General features: G+C 36.5%; 16 protein-coding genes, 1 tRNA gene and 1 pseudogene. 9 read left to right on the top strand and 9 right to left on the bottom strand.

Annotated elements, in window-relative coordinates:
• Positions 1-17: 17 nt before the first annotated feature.
• Positions 18-653 (bottom strand): hypothetical protein, encoded by a 636-nt coding sequence (locus tag AVJ19_RS09835; RefSeq protein WP_322873946.1) that lies wholly within the window; start codon positions 651-653, stop codon positions 18-20.
• Positions 654-721: 68 nt separating this feature from the next.
• The gene (locus AVJ19_RS09830; RefSeq protein WP_111859545.1) at positions 722-1,135 is read right to left on the bottom strand and encodes a DUF4259 domain-containing protein; all 414 of its coding nucleotides are present in this window, start codon (positions 1,133-1,135) and stop codon (positions 722-724) included.
• Between the two features lie 233 nt (positions 1,136-1,368).
• Between AVJ19_RS09830 and AVJ19_RS09825 the strand changes: the two genes are divergently transcribed.
• The 5 genes from AVJ19_RS09825 to alr all read left to right on the top strand — a co-directional run bounded on the left by AVJ19_RS09825 (position 1,369) and on the right by alr (position 6,311).
• Entirely contained in the window at positions 1,369-2,136 is a 768-nt protein-coding gene (locus tag AVJ19_RS09825; protein ID WP_111859544.1) for a hypothetical protein, read from the top strand.
• Between the two features lie 223 nt (positions 2,137-2,359).
• The gene (locus AVJ19_RS09820; RefSeq protein ID WP_228203343.1) at positions 2,360-3,091 is read left to right on the top strand and encodes an oxygenase MpaB family protein; all 732 of its coding nucleotides are present in this window, start codon (positions 2,360-2,362) and stop codon (positions 3,089-3,091) included.
• Complete coding sequence (locus AVJ19_RS22530; protein WP_228203342.1) at positions 3,088-3,357, top strand: hypothetical protein; 270 nt, start codon at positions 3,088-3,090, stop codon at positions 3,355-3,357. The genes AVJ19_RS09820 and AVJ19_RS22530 overlap by 4 nt, the downstream gene beginning before the upstream one ends.
• Positions 3,358-3,714: 357 nt before the next feature.
• The gene (locus tag AVJ19_RS09815; protein WP_111859543.1) at positions 3,715-4,755 is read left to right on the top strand and encodes an AraC family transcriptional regulator; all 1,041 of its coding nucleotides are present in this window, start codon (positions 3,715-3,717) and stop codon (positions 4,753-4,755) included.
• 482 nt (positions 4,756-5,237) lie between these two features.
• On the top strand, positions 5,238-6,311 hold the full coding sequence (gene alr, locus AVJ19_RS09810) for an alanine racemase (protein WP_111859542.1): 1,074 nt from the start codon (positions 5,238-5,240) through the stop codon (positions 6,309-6,311).
• 193 nt (positions 6,312-6,504) lie between these two features.
• Here the strand turns inward: alr and AVJ19_RS09805 are convergent, their stop codons facing one another.
• The 4 genes and pseudogenes from AVJ19_RS09805 to AVJ19_RS09790 form a co-directional block, all read right to left on the bottom strand.
• Positions 6,505-7,239 carry a proteasome-type protease gene (locus tag AVJ19_RS09805; protein ID WP_111859541.1) on the bottom strand — a complete coding sequence of 245 codons (735 nt, stop codon included), beginning with the start codon at positions 7,237-7,239 and terminating at the stop codon, positions 6,505-6,507.
• 61 nt (positions 7,240-7,300) lie between these two features.
• Positions 7,301-8,082: pseudogene (locus AVJ19_RS09800) on the bottom strand (transglutaminase family protein).
• Positions 8,079-8,687 carry an alpha-E domain-containing protein gene (locus AVJ19_RS09795; RefSeq protein ID WP_111859572.1) on the bottom strand — a complete coding sequence of 203 codons (609 nt, stop codon included), beginning with the start codon at positions 8,685-8,687 and terminating at the stop codon, positions 8,079-8,081. Before AVJ19_RS09795 ends, AVJ19_RS09800 begins: the two are co-directional and overlap by 4 nt.
• A gap of 22 nt (positions 8,688-8,709) precedes the next feature.
• Entirely contained in the window at positions 8,710-10,269 is a 1,560-nt protein-coding gene (locus AVJ19_RS09790; protein WP_111859540.1) for a circularly permuted type 2 ATP-grasp protein, read from the bottom strand.
• Between the two features lie 236 nt (positions 10,270-10,505).
• On the opposite strand from AVJ19_RS09790, the gene AVJ19_RS22340 reads away from it, so the two are divergent.
• A complete protein-coding gene (locus AVJ19_RS22340) occupies positions 10,506-11,501 on the top strand; it encodes a helix-turn-helix transcriptional regulator (protein WP_111859539.1) in 996 nt (331 codons plus the stop codon).
• A 384-nt stretch (positions 11,502-11,885) separates the two neighbouring features.
• Here AVJ19_RS22340 and mhpT read toward each other — a convergent pair whose 3' ends face one another.
• Both mhpT and AVJ19_RS09775 read right to left on the bottom strand, forming a co-directional pair.
• Positions 11,886-13,085 carry a 3-(3-hydroxy-phenyl)propionate transporter MhpT gene (mhpT, locus tag AVJ19_RS09780; protein ID WP_111859538.1) on the bottom strand — a complete coding sequence of 400 codons (1,200 nt, stop codon included), beginning with the start codon at positions 13,083-13,085 and terminating at the stop codon, positions 11,886-11,888.
• A gap of 295 nt (positions 13,086-13,380) precedes the next feature.
• Complete coding sequence (locus AVJ19_RS09775) at positions 13,381-14,325, bottom strand: ADP-ribosylglycohydrolase family protein (protein ID WP_111859537.1); 945 nt, start codon at positions 14,323-14,325, stop codon at positions 13,381-13,383.
• Between the two features lie 142 nt (positions 14,326-14,467).
• Here AVJ19_RS09775 and AVJ19_RS09770 point away from each other — a divergent pair, with 142 nt between their 5' ends.
• The 3 genes from AVJ19_RS09770 (at position 14,468) to AVJ19_RS09760 (ending at position 15,738) form a co-directional block, all read left to right on the top strand.
• Positions 14,468-15,004 carry a hypothetical protein gene (locus AVJ19_RS09770; RefSeq protein ID WP_111859536.1) on the top strand — a complete coding sequence of 179 codons (537 nt, stop codon included), beginning with the start codon at positions 14,468-14,470 and terminating at the stop codon, positions 15,002-15,004.
• A gap of 148 nt (positions 15,005-15,152) precedes the next feature.
• A tRNA-Asn gene (locus AVJ19_RS09765) sits at positions 15,153-15,228 on the top strand.
• 57 nt (positions 15,229-15,285) lie between these two features.
• The gene (locus AVJ19_RS09760; RefSeq protein ID WP_111859535.1) at positions 15,286-15,738 is read left to right on the top strand and encodes a DUF2726 domain-containing protein; all 453 of its coding nucleotides are present in this window, start codon (positions 15,286-15,288) and stop codon (positions 15,736-15,738) included.
• A gap of 118 nt (positions 15,739-15,856) precedes the next feature.
• On the opposite strand, the gene AVJ19_RS09755 is transcribed toward AVJ19_RS09760, so the two are convergent.
• Positions 15,857-18,625, bottom strand: coding sequence for a M16 family metallopeptidase (locus AVJ19_RS09755; RefSeq protein ID WP_111859534.1), 2,769 nt, complete (start codon positions 18,623-18,625; stop codon positions 15,857-15,859).
• Positions 18,626-18,637 lie beyond the last annotated feature (12 nt).

The following is an 18,637-nucleotide window of genomic DNA, read 5'->3' as shown; positions in this document are numbered from 1 at the left end:
TATATTCAGTGATATTCTCAAAACCATGATTTAAACCAGTTGATCAACCTTTCCCAACCCGACATTGCTTGTGAATGTTGAGGATGATCATTCATTTCAAGTGGTGGAAATTTTGCATTTAACTTCTGACATGTTGGATATTTCTGTTGCAGTTGTCCCAAGTAATAAGCTTGGTCATGTTCTAAAAAACCATCCAGAATTCCTATGTCTTTCCGATCTCCTAAGGCACAATTTGCCGTTTGTCTATTCCACGCTAAAAATGGTGCAATGGGTTTAGAAATACTCAACTGATCATTCTTACAACTTAGTTCTGCAAATGAAGCAATCTGATATTGCTCAGGTTTCCCACCATCAGGTGTATAAGCCAAACCAATGATTAAACTGTCTTTTGCAACATGTTCGCTTGAAAATGCACTATGCCATTGTTTTGGATTGGAATAGCGCCATCGATCCATGAATGAACGAAGAATAAATTGATCTGAACTGAGTTTAATTTCAAAATTTGCGTTATCACGTTTCATTTCTTGAGAACTTTGAAACCGTGCAATAAATACATCATCTGGTGAGTGTGGCATGCATGCAAAACTCTGTGAGATTGACATGATTCCACAAAGTACAAATCCAGCCGAAACATAATTTTGTATTGTAGACATTTTCATTCACCATAAAAAATGTTCTGAAATTTACTGTTAAATTTCAGAACATATTGAAGTTCAAGATTTTATTTTAAGATTTTTTTCAACGCTTCAATATTACTATACCACGCATCCCGATCTTCTTCTTCAGCCTCACTCCAAAGTTCTTTCAACTCAGACTCTTCACCCAAGACCAAATCCAAGGCAGTTTGTGCTTTTGCCAACAAATCAGCAGATGGCTGAAAATCCACAGATTTTACCCATGCATCGACTTGTTCAGTATATCCATCTTGCTGTGTACCTTTGCCCAATAATTTTGCTACAACTTCTGCTGCTGCCACGATCACAAAGCCATCATCGGCTTCAAGATAGTCATCTTGATTTTCAATGGCACGATTAAAAACACGTGCTAAAACAGACTCATCTTTTACATTTTCGAGTTGGTAGACCCAATCTAAAGCATCGTCATTACCAAATGGTTCGTGTGACCAAGCGCCCATTATTATTTCTCACTGATTTATAATTTTAACGAGGAAAATTTATAGCATGACTACATTTTCAGTTCATCTATGAAAATGTAAATAGCTCGCACACTTTCAAAGCTCTACATCTGCGGCACTTTTACGGTGAAAGCACTGTTAACAATCTGTGAGAAATGTCACATTTATTGACAATTTACTTTAAAAATTCGTTCCTTTAGACTGTCATGGAAATAAAAAAGAGAAAGAAAACAATGTATTTCAAAAAATTAAGCCTCGCCTGTCTATTCTTAAGTTGTTTATTTTTACAAGGGTGTCTGAGCACATCCCTGTGGGATTACGCAAAAATTCAAGATGGGCAAAAAACAAAAGTGGTTATTTCAGATCAAATCCAACATATAGGACAAGCGACTACAAACTTTCAAAATCAGGAAAAACCCGTCATTTTAGTCGGTCAAAAAAATAATTATATGGTCAACAATCCTGATCAGCTTGACTTAAAACTGTTGAATGAAAACTTAAAACCATTACTTGCTGCCCCAGAACATAGTTGTTGTTATTTTCAATACAAACTGAGCCATGACAATATTTACAAGTATGAACTTGCAGGCAAACCACAGCAAAAATCTCAACTCAATGTACCTTTTAATCTCTACTATTATAAACGTAAAAATGACATGCGACCTGAGGAAACTGAATTTTTGGAGACCCACAAATTTTCATGCAGTAGCCCAACGAGTAACCATTTTACAGGAGAAGATCGGGAATGTATCATCCGTCTTGGTAATCAGTTCACGATTCTACCCAAAACAACAACGTTACCAGAACTTACTTTGATTGATATGCCTGCATTTCAGTTCAATGTAAGTTATAAAGATAATGTCATTGAATATCAAAAATCTCCTCTGTTGATCTTTTTACCTGTCACAGCAGCAGTCGATATTGCCACCACGCCAGTAACCATCCCATTGGTACTCTATCTCCTGATATCTACGGAAGGCAGTTTTTTAGGTGGAGCATAAACTTGACTATATGTTGTTAAAATACAATCATGGTTACACCTGATCGCCCAGTATTTAAAGAGAAATGTTCATTCATTTCTCTCAATCTCAAAAAATACCTTCCAATAATTGTATTTATAATCAATTTTCTCAATTTACGATCAATATTTTCAAAGTTTTCTGCTTTAGCATCATCCTGATATTTATATTTTTACTCAGCAAAATAACAACATTAGGGAATGCCATGACTGAATCTTCAATACATTTTCATTTAGATACTGCCAATAATAATTTCAAAGATCATGGATTATTTGGTCCAGATTCAATCAGTTGGAAAGTATGGTCACACCCTGCTGCATTTATCGGGCTGACACGATCATTCTATATCGAGGTTTTGGCAAGTATTGATGCTGCTGCGGCACTCTCAGATCGTGCAACCTATAAATCAGACCCGATTGGGCGTTTAAGTCGTACCATGACCTATTTTCTGACCGTGATTTTTGCCGATACAGAAACTGTGAGTAAAGCCAATCAGCGTTTGTTCAAGCTACATTCACACATTAAAGGCAATATTCCACTGACAGGGCAACAATATAGTGCGCTTGATCCCTTATTGGTCGTCGGTACACATTTGATCACATGGCATTCGGTTTATTATGCCTATGAGAAACTTGTTGGAAAATTACCTGCCGAAGAAGAAGCGCAATTTTTTAAAGAAAGTGTGCAATATCTGATTTCTTTACAAGAAGTTTATCCTGATTTGAGCATTGAAACCGTTAAAGAAAGTGCCCGTAAACATGGCTATCCACTAGAAGGAATCGGTGAATTGAACAATCTTCCACAAACTCGTGAAGAATTTCGTACTTACATTCAACTGACCAATAGTAAAGCTGCAATCACACAACAAACAAGAGATATTATCAACACCTTGCTTGATCCATCAGGCGTTGAAACCGATGATCAGATGATGCAATGATTTTGAAATTTTATCCTGTACTCAAAACCATCGTGGTTGCTTTAACACCAAAAGAAATTTGCAAACTTGCAGGGCTGCCACGTTCAGCAATGAAAGATCGTGTGGCAATTCAAGCAGGTAAAGCCTTAGTCAAAGCGATGCAAGCGCCTGCTGTTCTGAAAATATTTCAAGAGAAAATTGGTGCACAAGGTTATCAACTGATGCATCAAGCGATGAATAACACCAAAAGCCCTCGTTCTACTGAAAATTTGCAGAAAATTGCTTAATTAATACCAATCTTTGAAATTAACTTAATATAAAAGCTAAAGCTTTAAAAGATTTCACATTCAGTGATGCTATCGCGCTAGGCGACATGGATGTCGCCCGTTAGACTGGGGTAAAGGGACTTACCCTCAGTCTAACAAAGGATTTTTGTCACTTTTGATCCTTCAAAAGTGAGGCATCTACTACGCAAAGTAATTTAAACTTCTCAATGTAAGTTGAGTCTGTGCAAACCTTTAATTTATATTATCAAACTTTAATAGAATGGTATTATTTCAAAATTTATTGCAATAACAGGATTCAATTCTGAGTATGGTTTGCTATGATTTCGTTATATTTAAAAATAAAACTTAGCACATGATATGAATCAAAAAGCAACAGTGAATGGTGCTATTGCAGGTATGTTCCGTGATTTTTTAGCGGAACAAAATATTCAAAATGCAGAATTATTTCGCCACATGCAATCATGGCAACCTGATCATCGGGTGCAACTCACTGAATTGGGTTTTATTCTGCATTATATTTCCCAACTGTATCCTGGCGATGCTTTGGGTTTAAAAATCGCGCAACATTTTCAACCCTCATATTCGGGCGTGTTGGGCTATTTAATTTTACATAGTCGTGATCTTGAACAAGCCATTTTACATTTTAAAAAATATTATGCCCTGATGTGGGATGGCTTCGCAGTTGATATTATTGAAGATGATCAAACACTTAAAGTTCAGTGGAACGTGCCTCAGCTAGAAGCATTTGTAAATAATGAAGTTTTTATGAATACCATCCGCATCGGATATGAGTTGGGGATCAGTTGTTTTATGCAAATGCTGTGGCAACTCAGCCCTGATAATAAAACGCTAAAACCACAATATATTGAATTACCTGGTACATTGCCCAAAAATGTAACGATTTATGAGTCATTTTTTAACTGCAACATCCATTTTCAATGCAAAGTTGGCGCAATCATTTTTGAAAAAAATAATTTAAAACAACCGATTAATTTAAGTCATGATTATTTTATCGGACTCTATCATCGCCAAGCCGAAGCGCAACTTAAATACATGCATCATCTGCATATTACACCTGAAAATACAGTATTAAATAAAGTGCAAAAAGCCTTGGCTTTGGGGATTGAGCAAAACTCACCGACGCTTGATTTTGTGGCTAAAGAAATGGCAATTTCCAAATCTAAACTACTAAATCTGTTACGTGAACAGAAATTAAATTTTAAAAGTATTTTAGATTCGATGCGCCTTGAACTTGCCAAAACCTATATGCAGGATGAACAGCTTTCGTTGTCTGATATTGCAAGTTTATTGGCATTTTCAGAACAAAGTGCCTTAAATCATTTTTTCAAACGACATACAGGCATGACACCGAATCAATATCGAAAATCCATACTATAAGTATCATGAAGTAATATTGGAAAATAACGTTCATAAAATATTTGATACGCGTCAACGTCATTCGCAACTGTTTGAGGCAAGACTACTTTTGCTATATCTTGTTTTTGCGATGAAATTAATCAATATCAGGTAGTTGACGAGTTTTGCGAATGACAATGGTTTTGCCTACTTTTCCCGAAAGAAAAGTAGGTCGAGCCGAAGGCTAATCCTGAAATTAAAACTTTTGATGTAAGACTCCGCCGAATAGCATCTTAATGCTCTTAAATACTCAAATGAAATGCAAAACTTTTCATCATCAAGTTTAATTTTCCGATGCTGAATATTAAAATCATCAAAAACATAAATGTTGATGTTTATTTCAAATTGAACGGCATACAATAGACCCTATTGGAAAATCCTCAGCAATATTTGATATTTTCCAAATGACGTGCAGCTTAGACTGCACGTTTATTTTTTTAAATCTTCCTGAAGGAGTAATCAGGGTGCGCCAAGCAATAGTTTATATTGACAGTAAAGCGCTGCAATATAATTTAAACCGTGTTAAACAACTTGCCCCAACTGCTAAAATTGTCAGCATGGTCAAAGCCAACGCCTATGGGCACGGCGTAAAAGACTGTTTAGCCGCCTTAGCTGAAACGGATGCGTTCGGTGTTGCCTGCCTTGAAGAAGCTTTAGAAATTCGTACATTGGGCTATCAACAGCCGATTACTTTAATCGAAGGTATTTTCAGTGCCGATGAAATGGCTGTGGTTGTTGAAAATAACATTGAAGTCGTCGTCCATCAGCAAGAACAATTGGATTGGTTACGCACTCAAAAAGATGCCTACATTGCCAAAGGTTTAAAAGTTTGGGTGAAACTCAACAGTGGTATGAATCGCTTAGGTTTTAAAGTCCCTGAAATTATTGATGTGATTAACTCACTCAAAGCAGACGGTTTTACTTGCGTACTTGCAATGCACTTTGCCAATGCTGATGCAGAAGATCATCCTTTAAATGAGCAACAAAAAAATCAATTCTTAGATGTCAAAGAAGCCTGTGCTCCAATTATGGCGTCATGCTGTAACTCAGCTGCGATATTTAAATGGCCTGAATTAAATTTTGACTTTGTCCGTCCAGGCATCATGCTCTATGGTGCATCACCTTTTGCCGATAAGTCTGCCAATGATTTAGACATCAAACCTGTGATGACGTTTACAGCGGAAATTATTGCTTTAAATCATATCCAAGCGGGTGAATCGGTTGGTTATGGTTCAACATTTGTTGCTGAATCAGAAATGGATATCGCCATTGTGTCGATTGGTTATGGAGATGGTTATCCACGTGCATTTCCAAAGCAAAACTATGTGGCAATCAATGGCAAAGCAACTCGTGTGATTGGTCGTGTGGCAATGGACATGATTGCGATTGATGTCACAGATTTAAATGCGCCTTTAGGCACAGAAGTTGAGCTTTGGGGTAAAGATCGTTTGGTCGATGATGTAGCTGAAGCCAATGGTACGATTGGTTATGAATTGCTATGTCGTATGAGTAATCGCCCTGTTCGTAAGCAAATCTGAGCTTTATAATTTTTGAAGTCCTTTCATCCTAACCTTCTATAAAAAGCCCCTCATCCTAACCTTCTCCCAGTGGGAGAAGGGACTCCCGATACGTTTTTGAATTTATTGTGAATTTAAAACCTAAGTATTTTTTAGAATAGACATTTTAAATTAGCCTAGCTCTCTAATTTATTGATAAAACAAATCATTCCACTCACTGAAAAAAATCATCATTCGGTTTTGGTAAATCCTGCAAACCCTTTTTCAAGGTTTCTGACCATTGTTTGCTGATCTGCTGAAAATAAGGTTCATCTTCATTGATTCTTTTTCCTTGCGGAATCACAAAAGAATCTTTTTGATAGACCAAAGTATCCAATGGCATGCCTACAGAAACATTGGAACGCAAAGTAGAATCAAAAGAAATTAAACTACAACGTAAAGCTTCATCTAAAGGCATGTCATAACTTAGAGCACGATCTAAAATCGGCTTGCCATATTTACTTTCACCAATCTGAAAATACGGCGTATCGCTCGTTGCAGAAATAAAATTCCCTTGTGGGTAAATATTATATAACTGCATTTCCTCGCCCTTGATCTGACCACCGACCAATAAACTACAAAAATAATTGCTCTGTTCCTGCGTATCTTCAGTGACATCAGCGATCACTTTACGCAGAATCTGCCCCACCAAACCCGCAACTTCAAACATGGTATTGACGCTGTAAAGATTTGGTTCTTGATTTAAAGCCAAATGATTCTTTAAATGTCCAATCACTGCTTGAGTTGTGGCAAGATTACCTGAGGTTTGAATACAAATCATTCGCTCATCTGGCACACCAAAGGTATACAGTTTCCGATATACCGAAATATGATCCACGCCTGCATTGGTTCGTGTATCACTGATAAAGACCAAGCCTTCTTTTAGACGCAACGCACAACAATAGGTCATAGATCTTCCTTATTTTTCTTTAAAATGATCACAATCATGTAAGGTTTTATGCAGCAATATTCTAAGCGCATGCCAATACTTGCACAATAGACTGCATTGACTCTATGCCCCCTTGTGAACGTACTCCTCGTACAGGTGCAACATCCCAATAATCTCGCCCTGTTGCGATATATATGTGTGAACTTGGCTGAAAAATTTGATTGCTCACATCAAAGCAATACCATTTTCCCTCAATAAAAGCTTCAGCCCATGCATGACTGGCTAAATGTGCCTGGTCATTGGCAAATAAATAACCTGAAACATAACGTGCAGGCACACCTAGTGCTTTCACCATCGCAATAAATACATGGCTATGATCTTGGCAAACCCCTTGCTTCGCAGCAAAAGATTCATTTGCACTATGCATCACAGTGGTACTCGCAGGAATATATGGCATTTCGGCTAAGATGGCAGCAGCTAAAATCTGTAAATGCTCTACATCCACCTGTTTCACATGATGCTGAGCAAATTGCAACATCTCCCATGTACACACTGTAAACGGCGTTACTTGTAGAAAATGCATCGGATCAAGCATTGTCTCGATCCCAAAAAGATTGTGTTGATCAATTTCCACCACACCTTGTGCCATAATCATCAAATCAACATATTCAAAACGTGAGTTGTTGTCATCCACAGATTATCAAACCTATCTTTTTGACAACTATTTGCACCTGGCACACTGATATTCCAGTGTTGTACTTGCTGATGCCGATTGCTCTGTGGCATCATTTTAATATACTGAATGCTATTTCTTGCAGGTGCAGTATATTGATAATAGGTCTGATGATTGATCATAAGTTTCATGCTGCATCCATCTCAAATAGGTTTTGCATATGGTCACTAAAATGATAAAAATGATTACAATCAGGTGTTTGTTTTAATTGTTGCCAAGCAGTATCTAAGCTTGACCAGCCCAAAGCTTTTAATTGTTGAATCAAAAGATCTAATTCTGTCAAAGCTATTTGTCGATTTTGTTGTAGGCGAATATGTCGGTCTAATTGTTCAATCTTCTGACCTAAACAGAAAAACATAAACATATTTTCTTCCGCTTCTGCATCAAGCACATCACTACATTCAGCAGCAACATCACAAATATAACCTGCATGATTTTCAGCTTGTTGTAACAACTGATTCAACTGTGCAAAGCAATGAGCTGACAATACGCCACGTAAATCATGAATATTATTCTTGGCATTTTGGAATTGTTGATGAAATGAAAAAGGTTGTTCATGATCTAAAATTAATTCATTTAATGAACACGCATCAAAAGCAGGCAAACAAAAAGCATGTGCATATTGTCTTGCCACCTCATCTTCTGTAAATGGAAATAAGCTACACGCATATTGAATTCGTGTCAGATAACGCCCTAGCCAAAAAATATGTTGTGCACTACTGCTTAATAAAATCATCATTATTCTCCTTAGGTTTGTGTCAGTTATGCAATTGATCCAATACCCAAGTGTCTTTAATCCCTCCACCTTGAGAAGAGTTGACCACCAATGAGTTCTTTTGCATTGCGACACGGGTTAAACCACCAGGTACAATCTCTGTTCGCTCAGGCGAACTTAAAATAAAGGGGCGCAAATCGACATGACGCGCTTCAATAGCCTCTTGGGTCAATGTCGGAGAAATAGACAAATCTAAAATAGGTTGGGCAATATAAGCATGAGGTGCTGAGATTAATTTCTGTTTAAAACAAGTTATATCTGCATCACTGGCTTGAGAACCAATTAACATCCCATAACCACCCGAACCTTGCGCTTCTTTGATCACCAAACGGTTCATATTGGACAAAACATAATCCAAATGTTGCGGCTCACGGCATGAATAGGTCGGAACATTCTTTAAAATCGCCTGCTCACCCAGATAAAACTCAATCATTTTATCAACATAGGGATAAATCGACTTATCATCCGCCACACCTGTTCCTGGTGCATTGGCAATCACAACCTGTTGTTTTAAATATGCTGACATCAGTCCCGCAACACCTAAAACACTATCAGGCTTAAAACACAATGGATCAAGAAAATCATCATCAATCCGTCTATAAATTACATCAACACGTTGCCGCCCGCGGACAGTTTTCACATAAACCCTATCGTTCTCCACAAAAAGATCACTTGATGTTACCAAAGGGACACCCATTTCCCTTGCTAAAAAAGCATGCTCATAATAAGCACTATTAAATCGTCCTGGTGTTAACACCACGATTAAAGGTGAGTCTACATAGGCACTTTCAGCCAAAATTTGCTTTAATAAAACAGGATAATGCTCAATACCTTGCAGATTTGCTTGGCACAATTCAGGCATAATTTTTTGACTAATTTTACGACTTTCAAGCATATAAGATACACCTGAGGGTGTCCTTAAATTATCCTCAAGCACATAAAACTCACCTGCCCGATCTCGTACTAAATCCACACCACTGATTTGGCTATAAACCTTACCTTTAACATGAAAATTCATCATATGTGGTTGAAATGCTTCATGACTAAAGACTTGTAATTTGGGAATAATGCCTGCTTTTAAAATCTCAGCATCATGATAAATATCATCTAAAAATAGATTTAATGCTTGAATACGTTGCGTACAGCCTGCCGCAATTTTCGTCCATTGTTTTTTTGCAATGATTCGTGGAATCAAATCAAAAGGAATAGTACGTTCAATATTTTCAGACTCGCTATATACCGTAAAGGTAATGCCATGATACATAAAATGAGACTTAGAAAAGTCATTCAGTTGGTGCAATTCTTCTAAACTATGTTGTGCTAACCATGCTTCTAATTTTTGACGCATCTCCGCAGACACATGTGGATCATCAGTTAATTCATTAAAAAATTGTGTTTGAATTTGGCTCAATAGTGCTTTGCCTTGATACATTGAGGCGGTATTCCCATTCAAAGCCGTTTGCACTTCTAAATGTTCTAATGCCTCTACAGGCAAAGTAAAATGGTCGAGACTTGAATTTGCAAGGTGATCTTCTTTAAACATACAAACCTCTACTTTTGTTATGAAGTGTTGCTGTTATATAAGCAACAACAATGCCAAATAGATGGAACGCATTGATTATTTATTCAGCATTCATTGACAGACTCAAGTACAGTTTTGCGTGAACTTGTTTCAAAATATAGACAGAGTTTTTAGGGATAAAGCTTGCTTAAGCTGCTGATATTTTCTATTGTTATTCAGGTTTTATCATTTCATTCACTTATTTTCGTAATCAGATTATGTCTTCCCCTGAAAAAGAAACTTCAAACAGCCTGTACCGTCAGTGGCAAATCTTATCTCGTCTTTCTACTGGAAAATGGATGGGCACACGTGAATTGCAAGAAGCTTTAGAACGTGAAGGCATTGACATCAGTTTGCGCACCATTCAACGTGACTTAAATCAAATCTCTCAACGCTTTCCAATCGAAAGTAACAAAACTGTGCCACAAGGTTGGCGTTGGCGCTCAGATGCCCCTATTCAAAGCTTACCGCATATGACCAGTTCACAAGCAGTAACGTTCATGATGGTCGAAGAACATCTCAACCATTTACTACCGCCAAGTTTGATCGAAGAAATGAATCCTTGGTTTGATTTGGCACGGCATAGTTTGTCAACACAAAATAATGTCCGTCAATGGGTCAATCGGGTACGCATTGTTCCTGCCAATCAACCTGTGATTCCACCGATAGTAGAACGTCAGGCACAACAAGCCATTTATGAAGGTTTATTGCAAGATAAACAAATCGAATGCGTTTATCGTGCACGAGGACATCTTGGTGAGGAAAAAGCCTATACACTCAACCCACTTGGCTTGGTACAAAAAGGTGCAATTATTTATTTGATCTGTACCCGTCATGACAAATCTGAAGTACAAACTTTCGCCTTACATCGCTTTAAATCAGCAAATGTTTTAGATAGTCGTGCCCTACATCCTGTTGATTTTGATATAGATGCCTATATCGACTCAGGTGCACTTGGTTTCCGTGTAGATTTTAACAAACCCACTGAAAATATTGAATTAAAATTGGTCATGCATGAAGATGATGCACAATATTTCACCGAAAGCCAGCTCAGCAAAGCGCAAAAGGTCAAAAAGCTTAATGATGAACTTTATGAAGTCAGCGCAACTGTACCATTCACTTCTCAATTAGTATGGTGGCTACGCAGTTTTGGTAAAAAATTGATTCGTATCGAACCTGTAGAAGTTTTTAATGCTGTACATGAAATAGAATAAAAAAAGAGCCCCCGCAGGCTCTTAAATATTCTTAATTTTCTTCTTGTTTTAAAAGATGCGAGTTTCAAATTTTGATAAGAGACTCGCATTTAAAATATTGGAGAATGAAAAAAATAGCGTTTTAACATAAGCAGGCTAGATCACCTGTATTAAATCGAATGCTCTTCATGGTCATGGTTTTCACCTCTCGTTTGAATGTAGTTTTAATTTAGCCCAATATTTTATGGTTGTGAAATAAGCAATTTTGAAATTTTATTCTTAAATTATGTTAAACAATTATCCTGATATTTTTATCTGTTAAATCAAAAAGCGACCTTTTTACTGATCGCTTTTTAAGTAGATTTAAAATCTAAAGCTTTCTATCTCAAAGACTAAATCAACAAACTATTTTCTATTGGCTTTATAGGTTGATAATGCTGTCACAGCAATTGCTGATAAGATAATGCCTGGCGCACTTGCTAATAAAATACCTGTCGTCCCCAAACCTAATGCTAAGATTTTCCCTGTTAATAATGGTCCAGTCATTGCACCTAAACGCCCCAGTGAAATCGCACTCCCCACGCCTGTGACTTTACCTGTTGCTGTATAGAAAATCGGTGAAATACCATAAAGAATCGACTGCCCGCCTGTAGAGAAAATACCACCGATCAGCCCTGCGAAAATCAATAATGGAATTGATTTTGTGGTGAATAAAATCAATACCGCAATAAATAAACCTGTATAGATAATTATCGCCATTTGCCAAAGTTTAAGACGATCTAATAAATAACCGAGACCTAAAGTCCCAATCACAGCACCGACTTGGAAAATCAACATAATCATAAATGCTTGCTGTTTTTCTAAGCCTTGTTCCATGAGTAGGTTTGGCAACCAACTGATCAGAATATAATTCACCATTAATGTGAAAAAGAAACTCACCCAAAGTGGTAGCGTTTGTTTATAGGTATTATTTTTAAATAAAATTTCTGTCATTGCAGGAACATGTTCATCCACTGCAACCACTTGTTCTTTACGTTGATCTTTCAAAATCATTGCCATAAATGGAATGAGTAGCAATGGTGTAATCCCACCAATCAAGAATAAGCTATGCCAAGAAATATCTTTGAATAAAATACCTAATCCTGCAACAAAGATCGCCCCCACAGGTAAACCACAGTACATTAGGCTGTTTAATTTACCTCGATTGGCTTCAGTTGCCTCATCGCCTACCACTGAAATCATGGTTGGCATAGCAGCGCCTAAACCTAAGCCCGTAAAGAACCGTGCTGCATATAAAATTTCAATATTCGGTGCAATTGCAGTCAGTGTCATGAATACACCAAAGATGGCGATAGACAGCATCAATACTTTTTTCTGTCCTAAATAATCTGCGATACGTCCACCGAAGAATGCACCGAAAAGCATTCCAAATACACCTAAACTAAAGACATAGCCCATTTGCACTTGGTCTAAACCAAATGTCGCTGCGATTCCTTTTGCCGCGATGCCTGGTGCTTGTAAATCGAATCCCTCAAAGAATGCGACCCAGAAACATAAAAATACTGTGAGTATTTTTTGCACCTTTGTTGACTGTTCATGCGCCATGATTGATCTCCATCAATAGTGAACAAATTACATGACCGAGTAATTTGCTCGACTATTGTGAAATCAAATTCCGAGGAGAAATAGCACGACAAAGGTCGGGCTTCTGCAAATAAATACCGTAATTTCTTAGCGAAATAAGACTTCAAAGCGAGTTTATTGATAGTTTTAATCGCTGGATTTATTATTTATATTTTTAATTCAATTACTTAATTTAATAGAAGCTAATAATGATCATATAATCACTTAAATCTATTCAGTATTAAAAATCCTGTTAATGGCTTAATTTGCTTAGACTTTAAATAGATGAAGATACATGCTTCAGTAATGTATTCAGCAAAGGTTCTACAAGCGCTTTACCTCTTAGTTGTTCAGTCCAAACTTTTGGAATTGCCTCAAAACCATAGTACAAACCTGCAATTCCACCTGCGACACAAGCTGTGGTATCTGTATCTCGTCCAAGTGAAATGGCTGTTTTAATCACATCTTGATAAGTCGTTTGCTCTAAAGCAAATTTTGCTGATTTTAAACAATCCACTACATAGCCACTGCCTGTATGTGTGCCGATTTCATCAGGGCGAATATGAAATTCAAGTTGTTCCGAATCTTCAGGTTTGTCCTGATAATATTCACGTAAAATTGCTACAGCTTGCTCCCATCCTGTATTGATGTTTAAGCCATTTAAAATAGATCTCACCCATAAACAATACAGCGCACAACAGACTTTTGAACGTAGATGAGCATGAGTAATATGTGATTGTGCATAAGCATCCTGAATCAATTGCTCATCTGTGCCTTGATGCCACAATGCTAGCGGCAACACTCGCATCAGTGAACCATTGCCATTGGAATGTTCATCATTTTTTGCAACTTGATCTAATTGAACGCCCTGTAAATATTTTCGGATTGCTTCTGCTGTTTGCACACCAACATCAAACACTTGGTAATCAACAGCCATATAACCATGTTGATACCAATTACACATACGATGCATCAAATCTTCGGCATCGAGCTTATTTTTATACAATAAGGAATCGAGTAAACATAAAGCCTGTGCCCCATCATCCGACCATGTTCCAAAAGGAATATTGGAATAAGTTTTACCAAAGCCCTTTGGTGTAATCATGTCAATTTTGGAATATTCAGGTAATTGATTTGGCAAGTTAAATTCATACGGCACACCTACTGCATCACCAATGAGAAGTCCGTAAATTGCACCTTTGATTTGGTCTTGTTGATTCATGGAGTGTTCTTTAATTTAAAATTCAACTTATAGTGTCATAAGGACAATATTTTATCAATCTTTCATTTCTAAAAATGAATACATACTAAAATATACAACAGTAAAATATTTGAAATAGCGCATACACAATAAAAGGTAAAATATGCAAATAGAACTTCTCTCCTCTTCACATCATTATCAAATTCAACCCGATGAAGCAAAGAAAATTTTTAATCATGTTGAAAATGATATGAATGATGATCCTTACAGTGATGAAGGAACCTACTATTTTTTATTAAATTTTTATCTGAAAGAGTACCTTTTAGAACATACTGATTTTAATTTTATTTTAGATATTTGTCATTTGGGGAAAACTTATTATAAATACATCTTTGATCAGTTTTTAAATATTTTCCCTGAAATTTTGAATGCTTTAAAAACCAGAAGCCATTTCACAATAGATATGATTGAACAAGGTTGGGACAACTATTATCATTTTACTTTCAACGATGGTTTTTATTTAATCCATGCAACCAACATATATGGTGCAGACGTTGGGAAAAATGAAACCATTAAAATTGATGATGCGCTTTTTATTTTCTATCAAATTAAAAATACATTTTTAAATTTAATACAACGACATTTGAATGATGATTTTTATCAAATTTATAAAAAATATCTTTACATTGAAGATGAATAGTTATCCTATAATCATAACTAATTTTTAAAAAATGTATCAGTAAAGCCTTTTAAATGGTTAATTTTATATCAAATACATCCAATTCTAGGGAAATATTACATTTTTTCCTTGACCAACTACACTTCCATCACTAAAATGCGTTTCAGATTCTCCAATAGCTCAGTCGGTAGAGCGACGGACTGTTAATCCGCAGGTCCCTGGTTCGAGCCCAGGTTGGAGAGCCAAATTCTAAAAGCCCACTTTAAATTGAGTGGGTTTTTTCTTTTTAAAGATCATCGTTTATGTTTGATTTACATGAAATCGTATTTTTTGTTATCGGCTGTGCTGCTTGTCTCGCTTTTCTCATGATTTGTTTTGGTTCACATCTATTTAAAAAACAACAATATTACTCAAAACCAATCCTCACCCATTTTGAACAAAAAATGTTTATCCGTTTAAAGGATGCTTTTCCTCAACATCATATCTTGGCACAAGTGGCTTTTAGTGCGCTGATCAGCAGCAAACAATATAAATTTCGTGCACGCTTTAATCGTAAAGTCACCGATTTTGTTATTGTTAATGATCATTTTCAGGTTTTAGCAATTATTGAATTAGATGACCCGAGTCATATAGGACAAGAACAACGAGATGCCGAACGGGATGAAATGTTACATGAAGCAGGTTATGTCGTATTGCGTTATACCCAAATTCCAACTTTACAACAATTAAGAAAAGATTTTAAAAATATACAATAAGACAAATTATTCATCATCAGTGGAATGCAGCTTTCCTGCATTCGCACTAAAATATAAAAAACCTCTCCTTGATCAAACATATTTTCAATGCTTTCGAGGAAAGGTTCAATGATATTAATTAAGGCTTTTGCACAGTACCATATTGATCTGCCATCACTTCAACCAATTGATCTAACTTGATATATTTTTTAATCACTGCATCTATATCCGCTTTGCTTAACTGAGCAAACTCTTGGTCACGTTCAACTCGATCTTTTAAAGTTTTTTGATTCTGCATTTGTGGCACTAGCATTTGATGGATAATACGGTCATCTTCAAGTGAAGTAACACGTTTTTTCATGATTCGTGCTTTGGCTGCTTCTACTTCTTGCTCGGTGACACCTTGATTTAACAGTTCGGTAAAGACTTGATGAATTACTTGTGAAACTTGTGCTGATTTACCTGCGGTATAATTCGCTTCAACTTTGATCGCACCTGAATCCACCATATCATCCAATTGTAACTGACTGCCAAAACCATAGACTAAAGCATTCTTTTCACGTAATTCTTTACCTAAACGTGATGACAATTGTGAATCACCCAAAATACTATCCAAGACAATCAAAGCAGGAGCATCTTTATGATATGCTCCGACTGGAATGGTTAAAATACTTTGATAATTTCCAAACTCACGCTGTTCAGACAAAGCATGCACTTTTTGTGCTTTATATTGGTCAAAATCACCACTTAAACGCACATATTTCTCTTTACTTTTCCAATTTCCAAGCTGCTTATTTAAAATATTTTCAATGTGTTTTGCATCATATTTCCCTGTAATGGCAATTTGTGCATGTTCAGTTGTGAAGAATTTTTGATACAAATCTTTAACTTGTTGATTGGTCATCGACTTAATTTGTTTTTTCGCAAGCTCAGGTTCATAGTGATAACGCAAATCACCTGCTTTATAGGTTTCCAGCAAACGTGAAATGGTCAATGCAGCCACCGTTTCAGGTTCAGTATATGGGCGATCCAATGTTGCGAGACTTTGTAATTTGATCAAATCAAACTGTGATTGTTCAAATTTTGGATTTTTCATCACCTCAACAATATATTGGAAGAAATCATCAAATTTTTCGCTTTTCGCTGATATTTGGATTTGAATGCCATTATCTGCCGATGTTGCCATTGCTGACCCACCCGCCTCAATCGATTTATCCGCAATGTCTTGTAAACTATACTTATCAGAAGCTCTTAATAACAAATAAGATGTAAATTCAATAATTTCATCTTTATTAAATAACGACTCAACTGTACCAAAGCCGATATTGATCGTGGCATAAGTTTTATCATCACGAGTAGTGGTTGGAAATAGTGCATATTGCATGCCATTTTTTAACTGACCACGCTGAATTTTTTGCTCAGTTTGATTTAACAATTGCTGAGATGTTTTTACATAACCAGTGACTTCATTTTTATATTCATCTGCCGATTTTAATGGCTCTTCAGCCACCGCTTGCTGATCTAAAGTTTTATTCGTTTCAGTACTTTGCTTTTGCTCTAATGCTTTCTTTTGATCTTCAGGCGTAGGTTTAATGTCGCCACTAAAACGATGCTGTGCAGTTAAAAATTCTTGTAGTGTTTTATTGGTTTGTGCAACGGTTAATGCTTGAATAGCTTGTTGATCTTTAAAATATTGCGTCCAATCACCATGCGAAGACACCACATATTCACTCAGCATTGAACCCACAGAAGTGGCATTGGTCAATAAATTATCCTGTGCATTTTTTACAAGATTTTTCACACGTTTTAATTCCACTTCATTAAAACTTGGATTCTTTTCAACTTCAGCCACTAAAGACTGGTTAATACGCTTTTCATCATGCTTTGGAGAATAAATTACTCCCATAAAGACCAAGTTAAAGTCATCATCTAGCCATGTTGTTGATTGCACATTGGTGGCAATACCTGTTTCCACCATATTGGAATATAAATGTCCACTTGGCTGTAAAGTATATAAATAAGGTGCAAGTGCCAGTGCAGGCTGAATTGCTTGATTTTTACCATTCATATAAATATTAAACTTGGCTAAATCACTCCCCTTTTGCACTAAAAACTGACGATTTTTCACTGCCGCAGAATCCAATACAGGTACTTGCGCTTGTTGTGGCAATTTACGTGCAGGAATCGCACTAAAGCTTTTATCAATTTGCTTTAGCACCTCAGCTTTATCAAACTTACCCGAAATGACCATCACTGCATTATTTGGCGCATACCAATCTTTATAAAATTTATTTAACTCATTCATTTTAATCGATTGTAGTTCTGATAAATCACCGATCGGTAAACGTCCTAAAGACTGATTTCCATAAGCAGCTTTCCACATTTGATCCATCAACACAGAAAATGGCTGATCCATACGCACTTCACGCTCACGCATGACGATGTTAATTTCAGAGGGTACATATTTTTCTTGTAGGACTAATTTATCCATCCGTTCAGCTTCTAAATAAATAATTTCATTCAGAGCAGCAGCTTCAGGACGAACAATATTGGTATATTTGGTGGAATAATAATCCGTACTCGCATTGGTCATTAAAGTATAACGGTCTAAACGGCGTTGAAATTCTTCGCCTTTAACATTTTCTGTACCTTTAAATGCCAAATGTTCCAGTAAATGCGCCAAACCACCTTTGCCTTGTGGATCATTCAAAGAACCTGTGAAATAGACTGTATTTACAAAGACTTTGCTCTCTTTATCATTCGGGGCTAATAGCACACGAAAGCCGTTGTCTAACTTATATTCTTCAATATTATGCTCAGCTTTGACTAAAACAGTTTGTGCAAAACCTGTCGCACTGATTCCCAATAAACAAAGTGATAAAGTGAGTTTTTTCAACCGCATTAACATAGAAATTCCAGA

The organism is Acinetobacter sp. CFCC 10889 (assembly GCF_003268395.1).
Taxonomy (GTDB): Bacteria; Pseudomonadota; Gammaproteobacteria; order Pseudomonadales; family Moraxellaceae; genus Acinetobacter.
The sequence above is the reverse complement of the archived record's forward strand: the minus strand, read 5'-3'. Positions and strand labels throughout refer to the sequence as shown.

Coding starts and splice junctions, on each gene's coding strand:
- AVJ19_RS09790 (WP_111859540.1), bottom strand. CDS start 10,269: ATGTTTAAAGAAGATCACCTTGCAAATTCAAGTCTCGACCATTTTACT.
- AVJ19_RS09805 (WP_111859541.1), bottom strand. CDS start 7,239: ATGACCTATTGTTGTGCGTTGCGTCTAAAAGAAGGCTTGGTCTTTATC.
- AVJ19_RS09825 (WP_111859544.1), top strand. CDS start 1,369: ATGTATTTCAAAAAATTAAGCCTCGCCTGTCTATTCTTAAGTTGTTTA.
- AVJ19_RS09835 (WP_322873946.1), bottom strand. CDS start 653: ATGTCTACAATACAAAATTATGTTTCGGCTGGATTTGTACTTTGTGGA.
- mhpT (WP_111859538.1), bottom strand. CDS start 13,085: ATGGCGCATGAACAGTCAACAAAGGTGCAAAAAATACTCACAGTATTT.
- AVJ19_RS09770 (WP_111859536.1), top strand. CDS start 14,468: ATGCAAATAGAACTTCTCTCCTCTTCACATCATTATCAAATTCAACCC.
- AVJ19_RS09815 (WP_111859543.1), top strand. CDS start 3,715: ATGAATCAAAAAGCAACAGTGAATGGTGCTATTGCAGGTATGTTCCGT.
- AVJ19_RS09830 (WP_111859545.1), bottom strand. CDS start 1,135: ATGGGCGCTTGGTCACACGAACCATTTGGTAATGACGATGCTTTAGAT.
- AVJ19_RS22530 (WP_228203342.1), top strand. CDS start 3,088: ATGATTTTGAAATTTTATCCTGTACTCAAAACCATCGTGGTTGCTTTA.
- AVJ19_RS09775 (WP_111859537.1), bottom strand. CDS start 14,325: ATGAATCAACAAGACCAAATCAAAGGTGCAATTTACGGACTTCTCATT.
- AVJ19_RS09755 (WP_111859534.1), bottom strand. CDS start 18,625: ATGTTAATGCGGTTGAAAAAACTCACTTTATCACTTTGTTTATTGGGA.
- AVJ19_RS09820 (WP_228203343.1), top strand. CDS start 2,360: ATGACTGAATCTTCAATACATTTTCATTTAGATACTGCCAATAATAAT.
- AVJ19_RS22340 (WP_111859539.1), top strand. CDS start 10,506: ATGTCTTCCCCTGAAAAAGAAACTTCAAACAGCCTGTACCGTCAGTGG.
- AVJ19_RS09760 (WP_111859535.1), top strand. CDS start 15,286: ATGTTTGATTTACATGAAATCGTATTTTTTGTTATCGGCTGTGCTGCT.
- AVJ19_RS09795 (WP_111859572.1), bottom strand. CDS start 8,687: ATGATTTTATTAAGCAGTAGTGCACAACATATTTTTTGGCTAGGGCGT.